22 protein-coding genes are annotated in these 24,750 nt (G+C 53.4%); 16 read left to right on the top strand and 6 right to left on the bottom strand.

The annotated features are described in order from the left end of the window. Positions 1 to 32 precede the first annotated feature (32 nt). Positions 33 to 1,106 (top strand): hypothetical protein, encoded by a 1,074-nt coding sequence (locus K355_RS0122110; protein WP_022734353.1) that lies wholly within the window; start codon positions 33 to 35, stop codon positions 1,104 to 1,106. An 89-nt stretch (positions 1,107 to 1,195) separates the two neighbouring features. Here K355_RS0122110 and K355_RS0122105 read toward each other — a convergent pair whose 3' ends face one another. Continuing rightward, complete coding sequence (locus K355_RS0122105) at positions 1,196 to 1,711, bottom strand: SH3 domain-containing protein (protein WP_022734352.1); 516 nt, start codon at positions 1,709 to 1,711, stop codon at positions 1,196 to 1,198. 200 nt (positions 1,712 to 1,911) lie between these two features. Between K355_RS0122105 and K355_RS0122100 the strand changes: the two genes are divergently transcribed. From K355_RS0122100 to K355_RS0122065, 7 genes are all read left to right on the top strand, one after another. Continuing rightward, positions 1,912 to 2,898, top strand: coding sequence for a 2-hydroxyacid dehydrogenase (locus K355_RS0122100; RefSeq protein ID WP_022734351.1), 987 nt, complete (start codon positions 1,912 to 1,914; stop codon positions 2,896 to 2,898). A gap of 158 nt (positions 2,899 to 3,056) precedes the next feature. Then, complete coding sequence (locus K355_RS0122095) at positions 3,057 to 3,425, top strand: hypothetical protein (protein WP_022734350.1); 369 nt, start codon at positions 3,057 to 3,059, stop codon at positions 3,423 to 3,425. A 163-nt stretch (positions 3,426 to 3,588) separates the two neighbouring features. Continuing rightward, positions 3,589 to 4,275 (top strand): fumarylacetoacetate hydrolase family protein, encoded by a 687-nt coding sequence (locus K355_RS0122090; protein ID WP_051146069.1) that lies wholly within the window; start codon positions 3,589 to 3,591, stop codon positions 4,273 to 4,275. Between the two features lie 81 nt (positions 4,276 to 4,356). Beyond that, positions 4,357 to 5,154, top strand: a complete 798-nt coding sequence (xth, locus tag K355_RS0122085) for an exodeoxyribonuclease III (protein ID WP_022734348.1) — start codon at positions 4,357 to 4,359, stop codon at positions 5,152 to 5,154. A 183-nt stretch (positions 5,155 to 5,337) separates the two neighbouring features. Continuing rightward, positions 5,338 to 6,183 carry an AsmA family protein gene (locus tag K355_RS0122080; RefSeq protein ID WP_022734347.1) on the top strand — a complete coding sequence of 282 codons (846 nt, stop codon included), beginning with the start codon at positions 5,338 to 5,340 and terminating at the stop codon, positions 6,181 to 6,183. 483 nt (positions 6,184 to 6,666) lie between these two features. After that, entirely contained in the window at positions 6,667 to 7,518 is an 852-nt protein-coding gene (locus K355_RS0122070; RefSeq protein ID WP_022734345.1) for an OmpA family protein, read from the top strand. A gap of 30 nt (positions 7,519 to 7,548) precedes the next feature. Further along, the gene (locus tag K355_RS0122065) at positions 7,549 to 7,746 is read left to right on the top strand and encodes a YqaE/Pmp3 family membrane protein (RefSeq protein WP_022734344.1); all 198 of its coding nucleotides are present in this window, start codon (positions 7,549 to 7,551) and stop codon (positions 7,744 to 7,746) included. A gap of 87 nt (positions 7,747 to 7,833) precedes the next feature. Here the strand turns inward: K355_RS0122065 and K355_RS0122060 are convergent, their stop codons facing one another. The 3 genes from K355_RS0122060 to htpG all read right to left on the bottom strand — a co-directional run bounded on the left by K355_RS0122060 (position 7,834) and on the right by htpG (position 11,444). After that, positions 7,834 to 8,064 (bottom strand): hypothetical protein, encoded by a 231-nt coding sequence (locus K355_RS0122060; protein ID WP_022734343.1) that lies wholly within the window; start codon positions 8,062 to 8,064, stop codon positions 7,834 to 7,836. A gap of 3 nt (positions 8,065 to 8,067) precedes the next feature. Further along, a complete protein-coding gene (locus K355_RS0122055) occupies positions 8,068 to 9,402 on the bottom strand; it encodes a deoxyguanosinetriphosphate triphosphohydrolase (protein ID WP_022734342.1) in 1,335 nt (444 codons plus the stop codon). 158 nt (positions 9,403 to 9,560) lie between these two features. Further along, on the bottom strand, positions 9,561 to 11,444 hold the full coding sequence (gene htpG / locus K355_RS0122050) for a molecular chaperone HtpG (RefSeq protein WP_028791870.1): 1,884 nt from the start codon (positions 11,442 to 11,444) through the stop codon (positions 9,561 to 9,563). A gap of 287 nt (positions 11,445 to 11,731) precedes the next feature. Here htpG and K355_RS0122045 point away from each other — a divergent pair, with 287 nt between their 5' ends. Then, positions 11,732 to 12,058, top strand: a complete 327-nt coding sequence (locus K355_RS0122045; protein WP_022734340.1) for an HPF/RaiA family ribosome-associated protein — start codon at positions 11,732 to 11,734, stop codon at positions 12,056 to 12,058. Between the two features lie 169 nt (positions 12,059 to 12,227). Here the strand turns inward: K355_RS0122045 and K355_RS0122040 are convergent, their stop codons facing one another. Together K355_RS0122040 and K355_RS0122035 are read right to left on the bottom strand one after the other, a co-directional pair. Further along, positions 12,228 to 12,557, bottom strand: a complete 330-nt coding sequence (locus tag K355_RS0122040; protein WP_022734339.1) for a putative quinol monooxygenase — start codon at positions 12,555 to 12,557, stop codon at positions 12,228 to 12,230. Beyond that, on the bottom strand, positions 12,554 to 13,159 hold the full coding sequence (locus K355_RS0122035; protein ID WP_022734338.1) for an NADPH-dependent FMN reductase: 606 nt from the start codon (positions 13,157 to 13,159) through the stop codon (positions 12,554 to 12,556). The genes K355_RS0122040 and K355_RS0122035 overlap by 4 nt, the downstream gene beginning before the upstream one ends. A gap of 114 nt (positions 13,160 to 13,273) precedes the next feature. Here K355_RS0122035 and soxR point away from each other — a divergent pair, with 114 nt between their 5' ends. From soxR to K355_RS24745, 7 genes are all read left to right on the top strand, one after another. Continuing rightward, positions 13,274 to 13,744 (top strand): redox-sensitive transcriptional activator SoxR, encoded by a 471-nt coding sequence (gene soxR, locus K355_RS0122030; RefSeq protein WP_022734337.1) that lies wholly within the window; start codon positions 13,274 to 13,276, stop codon positions 13,742 to 13,744. Positions 13,745 to 13,884: 140 nt separating this feature from the next. After that, entirely contained in the window at positions 13,885 to 16,839 is a 2,955-nt protein-coding gene (locus K355_RS0122025) for a helicase-related protein (RefSeq protein WP_022734336.1), read from the top strand. 113 nt (positions 16,840 to 16,952) lie between these two features. Further along, a complete protein-coding gene (locus K355_RS0122020; protein WP_028791869.1) occupies positions 16,953 to 17,360 on the top strand; it encodes an RNA-binding S4 domain-containing protein in 408 nt (135 codons plus the stop codon). A gap of 233 nt (positions 17,361 to 17,593) precedes the next feature. Then, positions 17,594 to 19,330, top strand: coding sequence for a peptidase domain-containing ABC transporter (locus K355_RS24750; RefSeq protein ID WP_022734334.1), 1,737 nt, complete (start codon positions 17,594 to 17,596; stop codon positions 19,328 to 19,330). Beyond that, positions 19,327 to 21,465: a peptidase domain-containing ABC transporter gene (locus K355_RS0122010; RefSeq protein ID WP_022734333.1), complete on the top strand. Its 2,139-nt coding sequence runs from the start codon at positions 19,327 to 19,329 to the stop codon at positions 21,463 to 21,465. Before K355_RS24750 ends, K355_RS0122010 begins: the two co-directional genes overlap by 4 nt. After that, the gene (locus K355_RS0122005; RefSeq protein ID WP_022734332.1) at positions 21,462 to 22,817 is read left to right on the top strand and encodes an HlyD family type I secretion periplasmic adaptor subunit; all 1,356 of its coding nucleotides are present in this window, start codon (positions 21,462 to 21,464) and stop codon (positions 22,815 to 22,817) included. The genes K355_RS0122010 and K355_RS0122005 overlap by 4 nt, the downstream gene beginning before the upstream one ends. Positions 22,818 to 22,961: 144 nt before the next feature. After that, a partial coding sequence (locus K355_RS24745; protein WP_033369276.1) for an autotransporter outer membrane beta-barrel domain-containing protein occupies positions 22,962 to 24,750 on the top strand: 1,789 nt, incomplete at its 3' end.

Genomic DNA, 24,750 nt, shown 5'->3' with positions numbered 1-24,750 from the left:
TTGTCTTGCCGGCTTGTTTGTGCGGAAAAGCAATGGAACCGCTTGGTAGTCAACTTCCGATCTATACCAACACTGCGCGTGTGATCGCACCGCAGAACAGGTTAATCGACTCTGACGCCAGCCAGTCCAGTCAAAGTTCTTCGCGTTCTGACCGCAATGCAGATTTCCTGCGCAATGCCAATTACGCCTTTGAAAATTTGCGCGGCTCGCTTGGCGGTGCCAGTGAGTTGCTGTCGCAGGCATCAACAGATTTGTCGCGCATCGGTGATGCGCTTGATGAGATTGATGCGCTGGTCGAATTTGCCGAAGAAAACAGTGACCTTTCCAAGCAGCAACGCGCCCAGTTAACTGCCCAGATCGAAGATTATCTTGCTGATATTGACGGGATTGCCGCCAACAGCAGTTTCAAAGACAAAAACCTTCTGGCTGAAGACCAGACCATCACCTTGCAGGTCGGTTCCGGCACGTCATCGGATAACCAGATTGACGTTGAACTTTTTGCTTCGGCATCCGAGGACCTTGCGACCGGTCTTTCGTCAATTGATCTGTCAGACAATACTGCCGTTGCCAATGCGCGGACCCTGGTGGACCAAGCGCAGGAAGCCCTGCGGGATCGGGAAATTTCACTCAATTCTGATCGCGGTAGTCTGGCCGTGGCACAGGATCAAAACCGGATTTCACAGGTCGCCGGTGATACTGTTCTGCAGGCCCAGATCGCGGCATCGCAAAGTGATCCCGCCGCAGAAACGCAGGCGCGTATTTCTGAAAACCTGCAGGCTTATCTTGGGAATATTTCGGCACAGCTTGAAAATCAGACAGTGACTGTTGGCGGCTTTGGCCTGCCAGAACCGAAATCTGATCCGATCCCAGAACGGGTGGAAGATCCTTATGCCTTTGATCCGTTTGCACCAAACATTGAAAATCAGGATCAGCAGTTTGGATTTACCCAACAGCCAGCAGGCAAAAGAACCGCACCGCAAAGCCGCAGTCAGCCAGCGTTCACCGGGCCAGTGTTTACCGGATATGACAACGGTGGTAATGGGACATCCGCGCGCAGCGGATCATCTTCGGGTGGATCAAGCAACCGGGTTTCGGTTGACGCCTGATCGGCGCTTATTCGCCGCGTGTATGTTTAAGCATCCGTATTTTGGCATACGTGTTTCAGGCATCATAAAAATCATGCCAGTGAACGGTGTTATCCTTCGACCTGCTCGTCCTCATAAAGGCCCCAGAAACCTTGGCGCGGCGCCCAGCCTTCAAAATCACCAAACCGCAATTGGCACCAGTTCATGCTTGCCGGGCAGTCTTCGACTTTGCCAATGACATTGGCAGAAACCAGCGCGATCTTGCGTGCATTTTCGTCGGCGGCGGAATACAGCGTGATGGTGTCATCGGTGACAATCACATGGCGTGACCCAACCAGAAGGCTTTGATGCACCCAGCCTTCGCTGCCTTCCCAATCACGGACTTTGCGCCATGTATCAAATTCGGACACAACTTCCATCGGCATGTTGCGACGCTGATATATCCAGACCTTGGGGTATCGCAGACCCGGCCCGGACCGCAAAAATACCTTGTCTGACCGCAGTGCGACAAAGCGCGGAATGGGTAAGCCGGATTCTTGTGCGCTTGCCACGATGGGTGTCGCGAGGCTTGCGAAAATCGCCAAAGCCATCAAACGATACAAAAAGGTGCGAAAAATTCGCGGCATGTTGCTGGTATTCCCTGCTTTTCTCGGCATGTCGCGTCAGTATTTCGAAAAACGTACGCGAAATAAAATTACAAAAATGACGTCAAAATCCTTGCTTTTGTACCTTTTGGCATGGCATCACTGCAATGCGGCAAGGTGCAAAACCCCGACGTAGACCATTTTGCCAGCAAAAGAGTTAAAAGACCGCATAGGAACGGCGCATGACCAAGAAAAAACCGCTCGTTGTCGTAACCCGCAAGCTGCCGGAAGCGATTGAAACCCGCATGATGGAACTGTTTGACGCCCGTCTTAACATAGATGACGCGATCATGAGCAAACAGGAACTGATTGATGCGGTCAAACAGGCAGATGTTCTTGTCCCGACCGTCACTGACAAGATTGACGCGGCTGTTCTTGCCCATGCGGGGCCGAACCTGCGTTTGATTGCCAATTTCGGGACGGGTGTTGATCACGTCGATCTGCAAACTGCACGGTCGCGCGGCATTACGGTGACCAACACACCCGATGTCCTGACCGAAGATACCGCCGATATGACCATGGCGCTGATCCTGTCGGTTTCGCGCCGCTTGGCCGAGGGCGAACGCGTGATCCGTAAAGGTGACTGGGCCGGGTGGGGGCCGACATTGATGTTGGGTCACCGCATCTGGGGCAAGCGTCTTGGTATTGTTGGTATGGGCCGTATTGGCCGTGCGCTGGCGCGTCGGGCAAAGGGGTTTGGGTTGTCGGTGCATTACCACAACCGTCGCCGTGTGCATCCTGATACCGAAGAAGAACTTGATGCGACCTATTGGGAAAGCCTGGATCAGATGCTAGCACATGTTGACATTGTTTCGGTCAACTGCCCGCATACCCCGGCAACCTATCATTTGCTGTCGGCACGTCGTCTGAAATTGATGCAGCCGCATGCCATTTTGGTCAATACCGCGCGTGGTGAAATCGTTGATGAGCCTGCCTTAATACGGATGTTGTCGGACGGCGAAATCGCCGGTGCGGGTTTGGATGTGTTTGAACATGAACCGGCCGTAAGCCCGAAATTGCTTGAGCTGCAAAATGCGGTTCTGCTGCCCCATATGGGGTCGGCAACCATCGAGGGCCGTGTTGATATGGGCGAAAAGGTTCTGATCAATATCAAGACCTTCGTTGATGGGCACACTCCACCAGACCGTGTGATCGAAGGGCTGTTGTAAGCTAGCTTTTATTTGATGATGCGTTGAAGACATTGGGCGGTCCGTAAGGGATCGCCCTTTTTTGTTGAACACTCCCCATATGCGGATGTCGCCTTAACCCGACTTTGGGCATTTTACGGCTGTCAGTGAATTTGCTTCCAGTGTGGGAAAAGCCGTTAATGTTAGATCGCGGATATGTGCAGGGCGTTCCCTGTGTGTTTGAGGCTATGTCGTCTATCGGTACGGAGGTGTCGTTAGAGATGTCTGAGGTTTTGCTACAGGGCCCCTGTGTGGTGTCTGGCGTGCAGACCGCCTGTGCGGAAGAACTTATCTTTGTTCTATCGGGCGATGTCGAGATTTCTGAAATCGATGGCAAGCCGATGGAGCGTCACGATAACTGTTTCTCTATCCTGCGAGGGCAAAGATACCATTTGAACGTTACCTCCTCGGAACCTGTTAAGCTAATGAGAGTGTTGGTTCCGGCCTTTCAGAATGCTGGTCAAGCCGCGTTAGCCAAGGCTCAAATCACCAGTATGGTTCTGAACTGAACGCGTATGTCTTGACCATATGATCGTGTCGCACATCGCATGGTTGGGATGGCTCCTGACAATCCCTGACAGCAGAGCAGTGATAATCTGCATTGGACGTTTCATTCTGTCTGATGCTTGTTTATGACTGTTGAATTGCATGGATGACAAAAAAGGGGTCATGATGAGTTTGATCTTCGAGGCTGCTGAACCGACGACCATTCCGGTTCAAGATACGAATAGTGTTTTCCCGGTAAACCGCATTTTCTGCATTGGTAAAAACTATGCCGATCACGTGCGCGAAATGGGATCCGACCCGTCTGATACCCCGCCTTGTATATTCATGAAGCCGACCGATTGTCTGGTGGTGGGGAATGGCGATTTGCCATATCCGTCCGCGACAGAAGATTTGCACTATGAGGGTGAACTTGTGGTGGCCTTGTCACGCGGGGGCAAGGACCTTGACCGTGCGGCCGTCGAAGAGGCGATTTTCGGATATGCCGCCGGGCTTGATATGACTCGACGCGATGTACAGGCCGACCTTAAAGAACGCCGTTTGCCATGGGATATGGCGAAATCGTTTGATGGTTGTGCGGTTGTTTCAGCGATCAGGCCAAAGTCCGATGCGGGCAATCCGCATGCAACCAATTTGAAACTGTCTGTTAACGGGACGGTCCGCCAAGACGACACGACAGCAAAAATGATCTGGCCGGTGGTCGATGCGCTTGTGCATTTGTCGACCCTGATTGAACTGAAACCCGGCGATCTTTTGTTTACTGGAACGCCCGAGGGTGTTGGTCAGGTTGTTCGGGGGGATCGCATGGATTTGGCCATTGCCGACGTTGCTGAACTTTCCGTGACGCTGACGTAGTTCTTTGTGTTTTGGGATTTCGGGTCAGAAGCCGATTCCACCCTGCCGCACCACCCCGACTAAAATAAAACGGAGCCCGTTTTGAAAATTGTAAGCTGGAATATCAATTCCGTTCGTCTGCGCATTGAGCAGGTGGTTAAGTTCTTAGAGGATCAGCAGCCAGATGCGCTGTGTTTGCAGGAACTGAAATGCCCGGACGAGCATTTCCCGCATGACGCATTCGAGGCCGCCGGATATGTCCATCGCCATAACCATGGCATGAAAAGCTATAACGGTGTGGCCATCGTATCGCGCTTGCCGTTTGTTGAAACCGACATCAAACATTTCTGTGGCAAGGAGGACCGCCGTCATTGCATGGCGAAGTTTGAGAACGGGGTTGAACTGCATAACTTCTATATCCCGGCAGGCGGCGATGAACCCGATCCGGCGATTAATGTGAAGTTCGCCCACAAACTGTCGTTTCTTGAAGAAATGACCAGTTGGTGGGCGGATCGCCGCGCAAGCGACCCAAACCGTCGCGCGATTCTGGTTGGCGATTTCAATATCGCGCCATCGGAAAATGACGTTTGGTCGCATAAGAAACTGCTGCGTGTGGTTAGCCACACCCCGGTCGAAGTTGAAATCCTTGAAAAGTTCCGCCAGTCCGGCGATTTCATTGATGCGGTGCGTGAAGTCGTACCGGAACCCGAAAAGCTGTTTAGCTGGTGGAGCTATCGCGCGCGCGATTGGCGGGCAAGTAACAAGGGACGGCGTCTTGATCATGTCTGGATGACGCCAAACATGGCGGGAACCACCCGGACAGCTTCGGTGTATGATCTGGCCCGTGACTGGGAAAAGCCATCGGATCACGCACCTGTGGTGGTTGAGTTCAATCTCTGAGAAAAGATACCGATTTTGGTACCAAAACAGCGGGCATGGGAAACCTAGCCCGCTGTTTTGTCATGGGAAATAACTTGATTGTCGCGTCGAACGGCGCAACTCTTATGGTTGAACAAGGCTGGAATTGTGCCCATCTTCTGAATGGCGCACTGTTTCGGTGACAAACAAGGCAGGATACGGGCAATGAAAAAGATACTGATTGGTCTGACGGTGATCGTTTTGATCGTCGTTGCGGGGCTTGTTTATGTGTATGTCAATCTCGACAATATCGTTAAATCCACGATCGAAGAGGCGGGCACACGTGTGACGCTGGCCGATGTGTCGGTGGATAGTGTTGCGATTGATACCACACAGGATTCGGCCGCAATCAATGGGTTGATTGTTGGCAACCCGGATGGGTTCAATACCGATTACGCGTTCTCGCTTGGCAATATTTCGGTCCGCCTTGATGGATCGACCCTGACCAGCGATACCATTCGGGTCATCGAAGTTATCATTGCAGCACCCAGCGTGACCTATGAGCTTGGCAACAACACGTCAAACATCGCCACTATTCAGCGCAATGTTGAAAGTTTTGTTCAGCGTGTATCGGGCCCGACCGGTGCGGGCGGGGCTGATGGTCCTGAGGATGCTTCATCGGAAAATGCATCTGGGACAAAGGTTATTATTGATAACGTTTATGTCCGTGATGGTGACGTAAGTGTTTCCGCAGGCTTCTTGCAGGGTAAGAAGATGTCGGTTGGCTTGCCGGAAATCCATCTCAAAGATGTTGGCAAGGAAGACAATGGTGCCACCCCGGCCGAGGTTGCCGGTGAAATCCTGACCGCGATCAACACGTCAGTGTTCAAGTCGGTTTCAAGCCTGAATGTTGACGGCTTGATGCAGGGCGTTGGCGACCTTAGCAAAGGTGTGATGGGCGCTGTTGGCGGTGCCGCCAGCGGCAGTGGCGGCAAGATCAAAGATGGCGCAGATGCGCTTGGTGGTGCTGTCAAAGGTCTGTTTGGTGGATCTTCTGACAAGGCCGAATAATTGTCCGTCTCGTAACAAGAGATGATCAGAACAAAGATGGCCCGATACGTAAAAAGACGTGTCGGGCCATTTTTTATGGGTAAAAACGGACGGTGTATATCTTGAGTATCTAATGGTCTGGGCGCTTGGAAATTGCTGGTTGTATCCGGTTAACCCCGGATGTTCGGTGTTATGAGAATATGAATTTTCTCTATCCCACTGCTTTTTTTCATGAATTCGACTTCTATATATCTCTGAATAGGGGTAGTTATATCCAGGAAGAATGTTGTCTTGGGGCATTTGATCCGGGCGTTTTGCCGGGTCAAAATTCGGGGTCAGATTGGAAATGATCTGATCGACTGCAAGAACGACATCGGAAAAAACAAAAGGCCAAAATGGCCATCATAGCGAATGTGCAAGGTATCGGAAAAACAGGTGCCACCATATTCGCGATAATGAAATGGGTTTGGGACCTGATTGTCGGTCAGACAAGGAGTAACACCGATGAAAGCTAAACTGCTTGCCGTTGTATCCGCCGCTGCATTTCTTAGCGCGTGCGCGAACATGAATATTCCCGGGGTACGTGACATGGCCGACGAAGGGTCGGCTTTTGACGCAGCCCTTCACCAGAATTACGCCGATCTGGCACAGGCCGAGTATGACGAGGCCGACTGGGCCGACGCGCGGTATTTCACCAGCCGTTCGAAAATGGCCGCTGCCGGACAGGATAGTGGTCCGCAGATGATTGCCGAGCGCACCTTGCCAGAAGGCACAATGGGCGAAATTGAAGTCGCCCGTGCAGACCTTCTTGCCGCACTTGATGGTGGTGGGCGTGACAAGGCAGCATCGCCTGCTGCACGCGCGCAGACGAGCTTCGATTGCTGGATGCAGGAACTCGAAGAAAACATCCAGCAGGAAGACATCGACAATTGCCGTTCTGCTTTCTATCAGGCGCTGGCAATTGTTCAGGCCGAAATTGATACCAGCCCGGTCGCCAAAGCAATGCCAATGGCAATGCCGGTTCCGATGAATGTCTATTTCGGGTTCGACAAATCTGAAATCGACAGCAAAGGCATGTCGGTTGTTGACGGCATTGCAGAAGCCTATGCCAAATACAATCCGGCAATGATCAGTCTGGTTGCCTATGCTGACCGTGCTGGCGATGCAATGTATAACGACATTCTTGCCAAATCGCGTGTTGATGCGGTTGTTAGCGCATTGCGTGCGGCTGGTGTACCGGCAAGCAAGCTTGCCATTAGCATCAGCGGCGAAGCCAATGTTCCGGTATCAACCGCGGACGGTGTTGCCGAACAAGGCAATCGCGTCGTGACTGTTACTTTCGAAGACGGCATGTAACGCCGTCCGACATCAAAGGGGATTTCATCCATGCGTCTTTTTATCGCACTTCTTCTGCCCTGGTTACTGTTCTTTACCATTGGGCGGCCTTTTGCCGGGATTATCTGCCTGATTTTGCAGATCACGCTTCTGGGCTGGATTCCGGCCGCGATCTGGGCTGTCTATGCGCTTAGTCAGTATAACACTGACAAAAAAATCAGCAGCGCCATGGGTGGCGGTCAGGAATAACGGACCCGATCTACGTTGTGTTCATGCATGAACGTGGAAATCCATAGAGTAAAGGCAGGCCTTTGGGCCTGCCTTTCTTTGTTTGGCTTAATGCAGGTGGCGCCGCACACCACCGACAAACCGCGCAAGAATGCGCGAAATGATAAACCGGGTCAGGATAAAGGTGATTGCACCTGAAATGGTGGGCCAATACCATGCCTGCATTTCCGGGCGCGTGCTTTGTTCAACAAGGCCGTAAACAATGGCGGCCAAGGCGGCGGCGAAAAAGAATGCGGTTTTGCGCCGATAGCGGGCAATAAAAGGACCAAGCAACCACATGGGTCAGTGCTGCCCGCCACCAATGTCGCGCGCAAGGCGTGCGGCAAAATCATCGGTCATGCCCGAGACGTAATCAAGGATCACCAGATAAAGATCATACAGGGATGCGCCAATCGGCATGGCGTCGGTGCCGATCAATTCGCGTACCCGCCCTGCACGATAGGGAATATCGGCGTCAGATGTGGCGTGGTGCACATCAAAGGCCGTACGGCAGAAGGTATCAAGCAAAGTTTCAAGGTGGGCGAATGCCCCGACCTCGATCTGGACCTTGCGCCGGTTGAGGATGATTTGCTTTTCAGAAAATGACTTGGCCGTTGTGATCAGCTCGTTATAGGGGCCATTAGCAGAGGCCAGAAGCTCGCCTTTCCATTCGCCGGTCAGAAGGGCTTCTTCGTTGGCAACGAACGCATCGACCAATGCATCGAGCAACCCGGTTATGATTTTACCGCGCAGGAACGAAATTTTGCGGCTGATGTTGGTTTCGCGGTGATAGTCCGCCGGAAGGTCTTCGGAAATGCATGGCAAAAGCATGTTCTCGAGAACCGTGAAATCAACCAGTTCAAGCTCAACCCCGTCTTCGATGTCAATCAGGGCGTAGCAAACATCATCGGCGGCCTCGACCAGATAAACAAGCGGGTGGCGGCAAAAGGCTTGCGCGTGCGTACGGATAAGGCCTGTCGCCTCGGCGACTTCTTCGAGCAGGGCGAATTCCTTTTGGAAGGCACCGAATTTCTTCTTTTGCGGGAAGGGGCTTCCGGCGGCCGACCAAGGGTATTTGATGAAGCTTGCCAGCGTCGCATAGGTCAGGCGCATGCCGCCATCATACAGACCAGTCCGTTTGTTGGTCAGAAGACGGAACCCCTGTGCATTGCCTTCATAGGTCGTTAAATCGGCAAACTGTTCGGGGCTAAGCGATGATGTGTATTCCGGTGCGGCATCTTCAAACCACTGACGAATGGCATATTCACCCGCGTGGCCAAAGGGCGGGTTGCCGATATCGTGCGACAGGGCGGCGGCCTGAACAATGGCGGCCATGTGATCGGGTTCGATCGATGCCGGAAGGCTTCCGTTTTCGTGTAACCGATGACCGACCATCAGGCCCAATGATCGCCCGATGCAGGAGACCTCAAGGCTGTGGGTGAGCCTTGTATGAACATTGTCATTTTCCGGCAGCGGGTGCACTTGCGTCTTGCGCTGCAGGCGCCGGAAGGCTGCGGAAAAGATGATCCGGTCATAATCCTTGTGAAAATCGGAACGGCCAAAGGCGCCAACGCTGGAATGACGGGTGCCAAGCCGGGCCGGTGACAGCAGTTTTTGCCAGTTCATCATCGCAGTCATGGTGGTTTGGGCCTTCCCGACGGGTTCCGGTCTGTCTTGTATGTGGGTCTTTATGAACGGTGTTGGTAAATAAGCATTTTAAATTTTGCATAAATCCAAAAGAAAACGGCGCATCTTTTGACGCGCCGTTTTGCATGTTCAGTGGAAAGCGGGGTGGGTTAGGCGCCCAAACCCTTTTCCATGATCAAATCCAACCGACGTGCAAAATTGACCGGATCAGGCAGGGCTTCTCCTTCGAGAATGCGGGCCTGATCAAGCAGAAGCAGGGCCGCGTCATTCAGGATAGGGGCCTTGGCATCCTTAATCGCAATGTCTGACAGCTTTTTGATCAGGCTGTGCTTGGCATTGATTTCAAGGATACGTGGGCTGATTTGATCCACACGGTTATGCTGCTTCATCAGGCGTTCCATCCGCAAATCCATGCCGGTTTCATCGGCAATCAGGCAGCAGGCCGAACTGGTCAGGCGATCCGATTCCCGAACGTCCTTGATCCCGTCGCCAAGGGCGATCTTGATCGATGCAATCAGGGCATCAAGGGATGCGTCACTTGCGGCATCGTCCTTTTTGTCGTCCTTATTAGCATCGTCTTTGTCATCGGCCTTAACGTCATTAAGATCGGCACCGCCACGGGTGACCGATTTGAAGTCTTTTTCGTCAAACTGGCCAACCGATGGCAACCAAAACTCATCAACCGGGTCGGTCAGAAGAAGAACTTCGATGCCCTTGGCGGCAAAGCCTTCGAGCTGCGGGCTGCGTTTAAGGGCCTCAATGTCTTCGCCGCTGATGTAGTAAATCGCCTTTTGGCCATCCTTCATGCGGGCGACGTAATCGGCAAGCGTGGTCCAACCATCATCCTTCGTCGAACGGAACTTGGCGATCTTAAGGATACGGTCGCGGTTTGAGGCGTCCTCATACAGGCCTTCCTTGACGACTGCGCCAAAGTTTTCCCAGAAGGTTTCGAACCCTTCGGCATCTTTTTTCGCCGCTGTTTCAAGTTCGGACAGGATTTTCTTGGTCAGGCCGTTTTTGATTTTGGTCAGAACCGGATTGTGCTGAAGCATCTCACGCGAGACGTTGAGCGGAAGGTCCTGACTGTCAACCACGCCCGAGACAAAGCGAAGCCATGGCGGCAGAAGGTCATCGGCACCCTCGGTGATGAATACCTTGCGCACGTAAAGTTTCAGATGGCCTTTGCGTTGCGGCTCATACAAATCGAACGGACGCATGGTCGGCAGATAAAGAAGGCCGGTATATTCAATCGCACCTTCGGCGCGGTAATGGATGGTTTTCCAAGGATCATCGAAGGCGTGCGAGTTATGTTTGTAAAACTCTTTGTATTGTTCTTCGGTGATTTCTGATTTTGGCCGGGTCCAAAGAGCGGATGCCTCGTTCAGCGTCTCGTCCCCGTCGCCCTTCATCAAAACAACCGGAATGCCGATATGATCGGAATAGGTTTTGACGATGTGTTTCAGGCGGTGCTCGTCGGTGAATTCTTTGTATTCGTCGGTCAGATGCAGGGTGATTTGCGTGCCGTGGCCTTCCATTTCGGCCTCGGCGATGGTGTATTCACCTTTGCCGTCTGATGACCATTTCCACGCCTGATCTTCACCGGCTTTTTTGCTGACGACATCGACTTTGCCAGCGACCATGAAGGCCGAATAAAACCCGACACCAAATTGACCGATTAGATCAACATCTTTTGGCGCGTCGGATTTGGCAACCGCATCGAGGAATTTGGCGGTGCCGGAATTGGCAATGGTGCCGAGGTTGTCAATCAGGTCTTCCTTGTTCATCCCGATCCCGTTGTCGGCAATCGTCAGAACATTACGAACGTCATCGGTCAGCAGGCGGACCTTGAAGTCAGCATCCCCTGCAAGCAGATCCGGATTGGCAATTGCTTCATAGCGCAGCTTGTCACACGCATCGGATGCGTTTGAAATCAGCTCGCGCAGGAAGATGTCCTTGTTGGAATAAAGCGAATGGACAACGATATCGAGCAGTCGGCTAACCTCGGCCTCGAACCGCATTTTTTCTTCCGTCATGACCTCTTTTTTCTCCTGTATTTCAATCATCTACTGACCATCCCCGATATTGGCAGAAGGTTCAGCAACTCAAAGGGTTAAAGCATAAGCCGTGCTTGATATGCGTCAAGGCACCTTGCAGCGCAAGTCCTCTATCCTAAGTATAGATATAGACGGTTTTTTCCGGGGGCGCGCAAACCACACAATATGCGTTCCCAAATGTCCCGATGCTGCAAAGTATCCGGGGTGAAACGGTGGGGTGCAATGCCCTGCTACACGTCCAAGGCTGTATAACAGGAGGCCGTATCATGAACGTTCCCGTTCAGATCACCTATCGCGATGTTGATCAGTCAGATGCGCTTGATGAGCGTATTCATTACAAGGTGCAAAAACTCGAAGACACCTTTGATCGCATGACCAGTTGTCATGTCATTGTCGAACGTCCACAAGCGTCTCATAAACATGGAAATCGCTTTGCTGTGCATTTCGGCATCCATGTGCCGGGCAAGGAAATCATGGTGAAACGCGACAGTGCCGATCACGCCCATGAGGATGTCTACATCGCACTTAAAAACAGTTTTCAGGCCGCCCGTCGACAGCTCAAGGAATATGCCGATAAGATGCGGAACCATTAAGGTCCCTGTTGGGATTAAATAAAGGACGGGGCGACCGGTTGGTCGCCCCGTTTTGTGTTTCGGAACAGTCCCTATCGGCGGGTGGCGCGAGGGGGCAGGTCCATGGGGGCAGACCCAAGGGGTTTCCGAAACGCAATTGCATCGCTTGCACAGGATAATGTGCGTGGGCTTAAACGTTGCCTGACTGGTAAAGGACGGTGAACCGACCGGGGTTTGCCGGTTCAATCATTGGCCGGACACGGAGCATGTGCTCGGCAAATCGGGGCGATGACGTCCAGTTGTTCAGGTCCGCGCGAGATCGAAAACGGGCCATGATGACAAGCGTTTTCCCATCGTCTCCGCAGAACAAACGCCCGCCAAGAAGTCCGTCGATTTCCGGGGCGACGCGGGTTTGAAATGCTGTCTGAAGCGTGACAAAGGCATCATATTGGCCGGGTTTTGGTGTAACCTGACTGATGGTGATGATTTCATCCGTCGGTGTTTGATGGGGATCACTCATGCACAAACCTCCAGCACCTTTTGCGGTGCCCGTGATGCTTGTTGTGCATGCGGATAGCGCGCATTTCGAAGGGCTGTTGCCCACCACTTCAAGTCACCGACCATGTGGTTCAGAGCATTTTCGCTGCTGGTGGCATTGGTCGGCTGCCCTTGGGAGTCAAACAGGTCCCAGACATTGGGAAAACTGACCACGTCGCGCATGGTGACAACATGCAGTTCAGCAAAGACAAGGCGCAACTGTTCAACGGCGCGCAAGCCGCCAGACATCCCGCCATAGGATACGAATGCCAGCGGTTTGCGCCGCCATTGCGGTTTGGCAGCATCAATCAGCAACTTAAGCTCGCCAGTAAAACTGTGATTGTATTCCGGGGTGACGACGATGAAGGCGTCTGCCTCGCTCAAGGCCGTGTGCAGTTCGCCAATGCTCGGATGCTGATCGTCAACATGACGTGACGGAAGGTCCAGAACAGCAGGATCAATCGTTTCAACGGACAGCTCGGGGTCTTTTTTCAGGGTTTCGACAGCCCAGTTCGCGACCGTGTCACAGAACCGTCCTTCACGCGCACTGCCATAAATGACAGCAAGATTGAATGTCTCTTTCACGGGTTTGACTCCTTGATATTTTCGCAACAAGGAGTAATGCTATAAAACCTTAACTATAGTTCAGGTCAAGCAGGAAAATATGCATCCTGTTTTTCACAGGTAGGGGAACTGAAAATGGTGGAAGTCGGACCATTACAGCGTTATTTAAGTGTTGGTGATGTTGCACGCCGTTGCGGAATTTCCGTCTCGGCCGTTCATTTTTACGAGCGGAAAGGCCTGATCAGCTCAATCCGGACCGATGGCAATCAACGCCGTTTTCATCGGGGTATCCTGCGGAAGCTTGCGATTATCAAGGTGGCACAAAAAACGGGTATTCCGCTTGCAGAAATTGGGGCGGCACTTGATAAATTACCACGCAATACGGTGCCAACGGCCGAGGATTGGGCAAAGCTGTCCTCGCAGTGGCGCGATGATCTGAATGAACGGATTGATCAATTGACCCGGCTTAGGGATCAATTGGGGCAATGTATCGGTTGTGGGTGTCTGTCAATTTCCGACTGCCCCTTGCGCAACCCTTATGATGAGTTGGCACAGGCCGGGCCGGGGGCCAGATTGCTTGAGATGGACGAGCCCGACACACCGTAATTTCCCCACAGACTGTTTGGTCCTGCGTCGGACGCATGGGAGGCTGCGGGCTGAATGCTTGACATTCCAGCGGTTCGAGTGTTGAAAGGCCAGATGAATGGGGCGGCCCGGATCATTGGGCAGTCCATTGAAAGAGTTTGATGCAGATTTCAACCCGATCCGGTCCTCGTATCCTTGCCATATTGGGGCCGACCAACACCGGCAAGACCCATTTGGCCATGGAACGGATGTTGGCACACACGACCGGGATGATCGGGTTCCCGTTGCGTCTTTTGGCGCGCGAAAATTACGACCGCGCGGTGGCCAAGGTCGGCAAGGGTGCGGTTGCGCTGATTACCGGCGAAGAACGCATCCTGCCCAAAACAGCCCGTTATTTCATGTGTACGGTCGAGGCCATGCCGGTGGCCAAGCAGGTCGAATTTCTGGGTGTTGATGAAATCCAGATGTGCGCCGATCCTGAACGCGGGCATGTGTTTACCGACCGGCTGTTGCATGCACGTGGACGTTCGGAAACCATGTTTATGGGGGCGGAAACCATCCGTCCGGTGATCCGCAAGCTGGTTGAGAATGTTGAATTTGACACGCGCGCGCGTTTTTCGACCCTGACCTACAACGGGGCCAAGAAAATCCAGCGTCTTCCGTCTCAGTCGGCCATTGTGACGTTTTCAGCACAAGAAGTGTACGCCGTTGCCGAATTGGTGCGCCGTCAGAAGGGCGGGGCGGCGGTGGTGCTTGGCGCGCTGAGCCCGCGTACGCGCAATGCCCAGGTCGAAATGTTCCAGAATGGCGAGGTTGAGCATCTGATTGCGACGGACGCAATCGGCATGGGGCTTAACCTTGATCTTGATCATGTCGCCTTTGCCGCCATGCACAAGTATGACGGCAAATTCAATCGGTCGCTTTCGGCGGCGGAGACCGCACAGATTGCCGGGCGTGCAGGGCGCCACATGAACAACGGATCGTTCGGGGTGACGGGCAACCTTTCGGGGATTGATCCCGACATCATCGAACAAATCGAATCACATGAATTCGAACCGCTGGCAAAAGTGTTCTGGCGCAATGCGCGACTTGAATTTCGCAGCGTCGATGCGCTGCAAAAATCATTGCGTCGACGGTCAGAGGACCCGTCCCTGATTTTGGCGCGCGAGCCGGTCGATGAAATTATGTTGGAGCATCTGGCCCAGAACGAGGATGTTGCACGGATTGCAACGGCACCGGATCGGGTGCAATTGCTGTGGGAAGTCTGCCAGATTCCCGACTTTAGAAATATCCATACCGATACGCATCCAAGGCTGCTAACATCTATCTATCGTTATCTGGCGAAACCCGGAAGCAGACTGCCAATCGACTGGTTGGGCGAACAAGTCTTGCGTCTGGATCGTTATGATGGTGATATCGATCAGTTATCATCACGTTTGGCAGGTATTCGCGTCTGGACATATGTATCGCATAAGCATCACTGGCTCGAAGATGCCAATCATTGGCAGGAACGTACACGTGCCATTGAGGACAAGCTGTCAGATGTGCTACATGAACGCCTGACCCAAAGGTTCGTCGATAGACGAACTTCGGTTTTATTGAAAAGTCTCAAGGACAAGTCTGAACTCATGTCTACCATCACTGCGAATGGTGAAGTACAGGTCGAAGGTGAATTTGTCGGCCGTCTTGAAGGATTCCGTTTCATCGCTGATGAAACCGATGCTGCTTTCGAAGGCAAGGCAATTGCCAGTGCCGCACGTCGCGCGTTGACAGGCGAAATCGCCCAGCGCGTCAAACAACTTGAAACCGATGAAGACGATAAATTCTCGGTGAATGGGCAGCTCGATGTCATTTGGAGCGGTGCGCAGGTTGGCGTGCTGAAAAAAGGTGACACGGTTCTGTCTCCTGAGGTCCATGTGATCGACAGCGAGTTCTTTGACGGTCCGACCCGCGAACGTGTGCGAACACGTCTGCAGAATTTCATCAATTCCCATATCGAAACGCGGCTTAAAATGCTGACCCGTCTGCGTGACTGTCAGCTTTCCGGGCCTATTCGGGGTCTTTTGTTCCAGCTGAACGAAGGTCTGGGCTGTGTTCCGCGTTCGGAACTTGAAAGCCTGGTCAAGGATTTGTCGGACGAAGACCGCAAAGCACTTGCCAAGCTTGGCGTGCGTTTGGGTGTTGAAACCGTCCATGTGCTTGACGCGCTTAAGCCCGATCCGGTTGAGCTGCGTGGCATTCTTTGGGCCGTTGCGCGCGAACTTGATGCATTGCCAGAGCTGCCGCCTGCGGGCCGCACGTCGGTGCCCAATGACCGGGCGAACTCCAAGGGGTTCTATCTGGCGGCTGGCTATATGCCGGTGGGGCCTTTGGCTGCACGTGTTGATATGCTCGAACGCTTTGCCGCATTGCTGCGTCAGAAGGCACGGGAAAACGACGGCAAAGTCCGTCCTGATCCCGATCTTCTGTCACTTCTGGGCTGTACGGTCGAACAGGCGGAAGGCGTGTTTACCGCACTTGGCTGGCGTGCTGAGGTGACCAAGGTCAAGAAATCGACGCTTGAAGCCAAAGACGCCGAGAAAAATGCACCAGCACCTGCGAAAGCAGAAAATGCTGATGCAGCCAAGGATGCCGTCAAGACGGATGCTGCTGAGCCTGCTGCAAATGCAGAGGCACCAGAACCAGCCGAAGCGGAAGTAACGCAAGCACCGGTTGAGGCGAAAGCCGAAGAAGCCGCCAAAGAGCCAGAAGCAGCAGCTGAACCTGTTGTTGCCAAGGCCGAGGCGGGCGCTGGTGAAGACGCAGCCGACGCAAAACCGGTTGAAACCGACGCGGATGGTGATGAACTGGTCGAAGTTAAATTCTTCGTCCGGGTTGATCGTCGCAAGCGCGGCGGTGGTGCTGCTGGTCGTGGTCAGCGCGGTCCGCGTCAGGACGCACGCGGTGGCAAAGGCGCGCCAAAAGGTAAGGGTGGTAATCGTCCGAACCGTGGCGGTGGTAACGGTGATCGTTCTGGAAAACCGGGTGGGCGCAATCCTGCACCGGTGAAAGAAAACAAGATCAACGAAGACTCGCCCTTTGCTAAGCTCAAGGAAATGCTTGAAGCCAAAGGCTGATCGCGTAGCATATCAATTTCCAGAACGGCGATCCTTTTTGGGTCGCCGTTTTGCGTTTGAAGGCCTGTTGCGTTAAATGATGTTTGATCAATGATACGGGAACCGAGACGGTCGTGACGGAACTTGCAGAAAAGCTTCGGGTTGATAAATGGCTGTGGCACGCACGGTTTTATAAAACGCGGTCACTTGCCAGCAAAGCCTGCCAGGCGGGCCATATTGTGGTGAACGGTCACTCGATTGCAAAGGCCAGTGCGACGGTATCGGTGGGCGATCATCTGCAATTCTTTCAGGGGCCGCATCTTCGTGTGGTCGAAGTGGTCGCACTTGGTGAACGTCGCGGTCCCGCCCCTGAGGCACAGGCGCTTTATACCGATCATTCCCCGCCGCGCGTGGCAAAAAAGGAAGCTGTGTCTGATATTCGCACGGCCCCTGTAGGCGCGCGTGAAGCAGGTTCCGGACGGCCGACAAAGGCAGAAAGACGTGCACTTGATCGTTTACGCGGCGACGATGAGGACATCTAATTTCATTGAAATTACTGCGTTTATTCCGACCCGAAGTGATCCACATCGGGCCAGTACACGAATAAAGTAGGCACTGCATATACTATACTGACGATGATCCATCGTATAGGGTTGTATGCAGATCAGGATTTTCTTGCCAGTGATAAGAGGATCAGGTATTAGATACTATCTATTGGTATAGTTTGTTGCCTTTTGGGTGGTATAAACTTGGATCTTCGGAGTATGTCGGCCCTATGACACGTCACGCCAGACGACATCCCGCATTGAATATCGGGACATTGTCGCATTTGCAGACAGGCCGCTTTGCCTTGTTGGTTGCCGCATTGGTGATCAACCTGTTGTCACTGGCGTTGCCGATTACCTTGCTGCAAGTTTATGACCGTGTGTTGCCGCATAACTCGATCCCGACACTGACCCTTCTTATCCTTGGTGTGATGGCTGCGTTGATGATCGAGGCCATCTTGCGTTTGGGACGGGCGTATGTTTCGTCGTTGTCCGCAGCAAAGTTTGAACATCGCAGTTCACAGGCCGCTGTTGGGCATCTGCTGTCGGCAAGTTTGACCGATTATGACAAAACCGCCCCCGGGTTACATTTGCAGCGCCTTAACAGCCTGAATATGTTGCGTGATTTCTATTCCGGTCAGGCGATTGGGGCCGTCATCGACTTGCCGTTCATTGTTTTGTTCCTGGGCCTGATTGCGGTGATCGGCGGGGTGCTTGTTGCGGTTCCGCTGGGCATTCTAATTGCGTTTTTTATCACCGCACTCGTGCTGGGGCGGCAATTACGCAAGGCGCTTGATCAGCGTAGCCAGTCTGATGAGCGGCGCTATAATTTCATTATCGAAACCCTTACCGGGGTACATACGATCAAGTCGATGGCGATGGAAAACTTGATGATCCGTCGTCATGAGCAGCTTCAGGTTCAGTGTGCCGAGGACGACCTTGTCGCGGCACGTTCCGCCCACGCGGCCGTCAATGCCAGCGCGACCTTTTCAATGCTGACCATGGTTCTAGTTGCCGCCGTTGGTAGTGTTCTGGTGATTGATGGGGATCTGACGGTTGGGGGGCTTGCGGCCTGCACCATGCTGGCCGGGCGGTCTATTCAGCCCCTTCAGCGCGCTATGAGCTTGTGGACCCAGTTTCAGAATATCCGGGTGGCGCGCCAGCGCTGTCAGGAACTGTTTGAGATAGAACCAGAAGACGATGATGGTTCGCCCGAGATGCCGTTGCTCGATGGCAAGATTGAGCTGCTCAATGTGTCCTTTGCGCACGGCGATGGCAAAAAGGTGTTTGATGGTCTTGATCTGGTGATTGAGCCGGGTGAGTCTGTTGCCATTACCGGTGACAACGGGACCGGTAAAACCACGTTGCTGTGGATGTTGATGGGGGCATTACGTCCGGATCAGGGGGAAATCCTGCTCGATGGCAGGGAAATCGGTAACTACAGTTCTGAATCCATTCGTCGCCAGATTGCCTATCTGCCGCAACATGGCGTGATGTTCAAAGGGACGATCATTGAAAACATCACTGGTTTTCGCAAGGACATCGGCGTTGAACGTGTGGTCGAAATTGCCCGCCGTCTCGGGCTTGATGATATCGTCATGCGCATGCCGCACGGCTATGACACCGAAGTGGGCGGGCAGGCATCTGAAACCCTGCCGCGCGGGGTGAAACAGCGGATCGCCGTTGCCCGTGCGTTGATTGATTATCCCCGTATTGTGCTGTTTGACGAAGCTAATAGCTCGCTTGATATCGCGGGTGACAACATCATGACCAGCCTGATGCTGGAATTGAAGAAACATTGCACGCTTGTGATGGTGTCACACCGTCCGTCATTGATTGCGCTGGCCAACAAGCAATATCGCCTGGTTGATCAACGTCTTGTGCCGGTCCTTAAGCGGACCAATCAACGGGTTGCAAAGGTTGGCTCAAAAGGCACTGTCTCTGTTAAGGCGGGGGCGTCGACATGAATATCGACAATATGGAATTTGCCCAAAATTACCGTATGGGCCTTGCCAGTACGGATTCCCAGTCGGATTTTGATGCCTGTCTTTGGCCATTGCTTCAGGCCTTGGGATGGCGCGGCTTGCCCCGTCAGGTTGCCGAAGCTTTGCCGCATATGGATCAGGCGCTTGATCTGACTGATTTTCGCAATGTTCTCGCGCATTTGAATTATCAGTCGCGCGAAATCGATGTGGTGTTTAGCCAGATTGACGACCGTCTGATGCCGTGTCTGTTTGTGCCAGATAATGGCACCGCACTGGTTGTCATTCGTCCGGAAGCAAACGGCATTCGGGTGTATGACGGCGGCACCGACCGTGAGATAGTGATCAAGGCGTCGTCCTTGCCCGGCAGGCTCTATCAGTTCAGCAGCGCAAACCGTCGCGAACGCTATTTCGAAGATGACAAACGCGGCTGGTTTGGCGGTATTGCGACGCGGTTTTCACAGCTTGGGTATCAGTTGTTACTGATTACCTTCATGCTCAACATCATGGCATTGGCGACGCCGATCTTCGTGATGGGCATCTATGATCGCGTGATTGGAACGCGGTCGATTTCAATGTTGATCCAGTTTTCAATTGGTATTGGCATCATCCTGATCATGACATGGGTGCTGCGCACATTGCGCAGCCAGATCGTCAGCCATTTTGGGGCGCGACTGGATACCTTGGTCAGTGGGGCGATCTTTGAACGGTTGCTAGCACTGCCGCCGGCATTCACCGAACGTGCACCGGTCGGTGTCCAGATCTCGCGTATCCGTGATTTTGAAAGTGTGCGCGAGTTTTTCACCGGTCCGATGGCCATGGTGATGCTTGAAATGCCGTTTGTGCCGATCTTTTTGATTGTGATGTTCTATCTCGGCGGCTGGCTGGCCATGGTCCCGATTGCGCTGATTGGCGTTTTTGTCCTGATTGGTCTTATATCCTTCCCCATCGTTTCACGTCGGGTGTCGGAGCTTGGGCGCAATGGTGCCAACCGTCAGGAATTTCTGGTCGAAACGGTCGGAAAGATGTCGGCCCTGAAATATACCGCGTCGGAAAAACGCTGGTTGTCGCGGTTTCGCGAAATTTCGGCTGATACGGCCTATGCCGGTTTCCGGGTTTCGATGGTCAATAACGTGATCAACACGCTGGCACAGATTCTTATGATTTCATCTGGCGCTTTGGTGTTGGCCTTCGGGGCCAATCAGGTGATGAATGCCCAAATGAGTGTCGGTGCCCTTGTGGCATCGATGATGCTGGCGTGGCGTGTTCTTGGCCCGATCAATCAGGCCTTTATCGGTATGCCGCGGTTGGCGCAATTGCGCGGCAGTGTGCGCCAGATTAACCGGCTTATGACGATTGCGCCCGAAGGTGACTTGGTGCCGCGTTCCGTTGATCAGCGTCGTTTTGCCGGGGCTGTCAGTTTTTCACGCGTCAGTTTCCGCTATAGCCCGGAGTCAGACCCGGCACTTGTCGGGGTTAATTTTGATATTAAACCGGGACAGGTCATTGCCGTTGTCGGGGCAAATGGTGCGGGTAAGTCATCGCTGATCAAGCTGGTGGCGGGGATGTATCAACCCCAGGCTGGTGCGGTTTTGATTGATGGGGCCGATATTCGCCAGATGGATCCGCAAAACCTGCGTCAGGCGATTTCATATGTGCCGCAGGATATCGAATTTTTCCGCGGCTCCATTGCGCAAAACCTGCGTTTGGCGAACCCGGTGGCATCACAGGATGATTTGCGGATGGCCTGTATGTCGGCGGGTGTTTTGCAGGATGTCGAGAATTTGCCCAAGGGTTTCTCGACACGTGTCGGGGATCAGCATTCTTCGCGCTTTTCCGCAAGCTTCCTGCAGCGCCTTGCCTTGGCGCGTGCATTTGTTCGCGAAGCCCCGGTCATTTTGTTTGATGAGCCGACCAATGGTCTGGACCAAAAAGCAGATCGGGCGTTTCAGCATACGATCAATCGTTTGCGGGGCGGTTCGACCATCTTTCTCATTACCCATCGGCCAAGTCATCTTGATCTGGCTGATCGCATACTTGTGCTTGAGGCCGGACAGTTGCGTGGTGACGCGCCGCCCGAACGGATCAAGCAGCAAGTGATAGACGGAGGCTACTTATGAGTGACGTGGCAGTTCAGAATACTGCGATCGAGCGGTTCCGTCGTTCACGACGTATGGCGCGCTATTTGTCGCATGCGGTATTGCTTGAAGAAGGTGGGATTTCGATCTTTGTGCGGTCCGCCCTGATTATGCTTTCGGTCGGTTTTCTGGCCCTGATTGCATGGGCGGCGACAACGCAAATCAAGGAAACCGCGATCACGTTTGGTCAGGTCATGCCAACCGGTGCGGTCAATAAAATCCAGCATCTTGAAGGTGGGATCATTGACCAAATCATGATCCGCGATGGTGATCTGGTGGAGAAAGGGCAGGTTTTGATCCGCCTTAAGCCCGAATCAGCGCAGGCGGAGCTTTCGCAAACCGAAACCAAACTTGGCAACTTACGTCTGGAAGCCGAACGCTATCGCGCATTGGCTGAAGGCCGCGTGCCTGATTTTTCGACAATGCTGGGGCAATATCCTGAACTGGCGCTCAATCAGCAGGAAATCTATAATATCCAGACTGAACTTGATGCCAATCAAACCGAAATTCTTCAGGTTCAGATCAAGGAACGCAATGCGGAGCTGGCACAGCTAAGCCAGCAGGAAGCGACCCTTCGTAAATCGCTTGGTTTGCTTAATCAGGAAGTCACCATGCGTCGTTCGCTCTATGAACAGGGGCTTAACTCCAAGGTGCTTTTCCTGAATATTCAGCGTGAACTGAACGAAGCACAGGGCAGTCTTTCGGGTGTGGTTGCCGAAAAGGCACGTGCGCGCGAAACCATCGCCGAAGCAAATTTGCGGCTTAATGAGTTGGAAAAAAGTCAGCGCGAAGAAGCGATTACCGAGCTTGGTCGTCTTGGCGGTGAAATCGCACAGGCCAGCGAAACCTTGCGGAAATTGCGTGACCGTGTCGCGCGACTTGAAATCGTGGCGCCTGCGCGTGGCTATATCAAGGGGCTTCAATTCTCAACCATTGGCGGGGTCATTGCTCCGGCACAGGTGGTGATGGAACTGGTCCCGGCAGATGACGTGCTGATTGCGGAAACCCGTATATCGACTGAGGATATCGGACATGTTCATCTTGGTCAGCCGGTCACGGTTAAAGTCAGTGCCTTCGACTTTATACGATATGGTGGTATCAAGGGTGAATTGGTATCGATATCGGCCTCTACTTTTGTAGACGAAGAAGGCCAACCGTATTATAAAGGTAAGGTTGCTCTTAACGCTGACTCTGTCGGTGAGGGGGCTTCTGCTCAAAAGATCATACCCGGGATGACCGTTCAGGCGGATATTCAGACCGGGGAGAGGACCCTTCTGCAGTATCTGCTGAAACCGGTCTATGTCTCGCTTGATCAGGCGTTCTCTGAACGATGAGCATTTAATTGGTCCCGCTGGAAATGAAATGCTCATTTCTACTGCCCGGCCACACATTTCTCTGGTTTAAATCAGAGAATCTATACTAATGTATAGAGGTGTGGGGTGGGTGTATCCATCTCGCACTTTACGGAGAGTGGGTGAATGGCGGACGATCCTCGCGAAACTGAAAACGCACGTGACAATGGCAACGGTGACTTCAATCAAGAAGATGCACCGAATGATTTGTTGCGCGGTGATGATCAGGGTGACGAAAGCGAAGAGCTGGTTGAGCTGCATGATGATCAGGCCAATGCCCCCAGCGTGCCCGATCAGGAATTAGGATCTGTCCACTACGGCAATCAGGTCTTTAACCCACAGGGCGAGCAACAGCAAACCTTCCGTCGGCGCAACGCATCCAGTCAGCGTCAGGAACGCAGTCAGGCTGCTGAAGCCACCGAAAAGCAAACCATAGCTCAGGCTGAGCAGGCCGAGTTTGATCGCAACGTCGACACGGGTGCAGACACAGCTGATTCCAGTGCCGGTGGGGCGGGGGCGGATGATGTGTCGCTTAAATCGGATCCCAGCACGGTTGACCTGCCTGAAAGCAACCTCTCAACCAACGATACAACCGATTTGCGCGGTGAACGGGACGTTCCCGGCCGTGAAGGCCGTGAAAGCCTTAACCCGGATGTCGTGCCGACCGAAGAGCAGGCTGCTGAGGTCGACGCGGAGGCTGAGGAGCAAGCTCTCGACGAGACCGCGGACACGCAAGACGATACCGTTGACGACATCGTCGAAGATGTTGTCGAAGCTGCCAAAGTTGCCGATGCGCCTGACCTTGTGGCCGGTGATGTCAGTGGCTCGGAAGACAGCGCGATTTCACTTAATGTTTCTGCGGCCCTGAATGATCTTGATGGCGGCAATGAGACGCTCACAATCGTTATTTCCGGTGTGCCTGATGGCGCAATCTTATCGGCTGGTACCGATAATGGTGACGGGACCTGGTCGCTTTCGGCGGGCCAGCTTGCGGGGCTTACCATCACGCCAGCCGACGATTTCAGCGGCAGTTTCGACCTCAGCGTGACGGCGACCAGCCGCGAAAGCAACGGGACAACGGCATCAAGCAGCTCGATCATGACGGTTGATGTTGCCGGTGTTGCCGATGGCGCGACACTTGATGTCTCAAATGCCAGCGGTTCTGAAGACAGCGCGATCGCGCTTAGCATTGATACCGAACTTCTTGATGGCAGTGAAAGTCTGTCTATCACGATTTCGGGCGTCCCTGACGGGGCGAGCTTGTCGGCTGGTACCGATAACGGGGACGGCACATGGTCGCTCACGCCTGAACAGCTCGAAGGTTTGACGATCACGCCTGCGGATGACTTCAGCGGCGAAATCAACCTGACCGTTATGGTGTCGACCACCGACGGCGATGACACCGCCGTCGTGATGGAAGAACTTACCGTCGATGTTGGCGGTACGGCGGATGCGCCGACGCTGGAAACGTCTGATGCCAGTGGCTCGGAAGACAGTGCGATTGCGCTTGATATTGATGCGGGTCTGACGGACTCCAGCGAAACTTTGACAGTAACCATCTCTGGCGTTCCGGATGGTGCGACCCTGTCTGCGGGTACGGATAATGGTGACGGTACCTGGACGCTGTCATCGGGTGATCTCGAAGGTCTGACGATTACGCCTGCTGATGACTTCTCTGGCAGCTTTGATCTGGGCGTCACTGCTCAGTCTGCGGATGGCGAAGATGTCGCCGTAACAACAGATAGCCTGACAGTTAATGTTGCTGGCGTTGCGGATGCGCCAACGCTTGAGACTTCGAATGCCTCTGGTACTGAAGATTCAGCGATTGCGCTTGATATTGATGCTGGTCTGACGGACAGCTCGGAAGTTCTGACGGTTACGATCTCCGGTGTTCCGGACGGTGCAAGCTTGTCTG

It is taken from the genome of Thalassospira lucentensis MCCC 1A00383 = DSM 14000, from assembly GCF_000421265.1.
Taxonomy (GTDB): Bacteria; Pseudomonadota; Alphaproteobacteria; order Rhodospirillales; family Thalassospiraceae; genus Thalassospira; species Thalassospira lucentensis.
The sequence above is the reverse complement of the archived record's forward strand: the minus strand, read 5'-3'. Positions and strand labels throughout refer to the sequence as shown.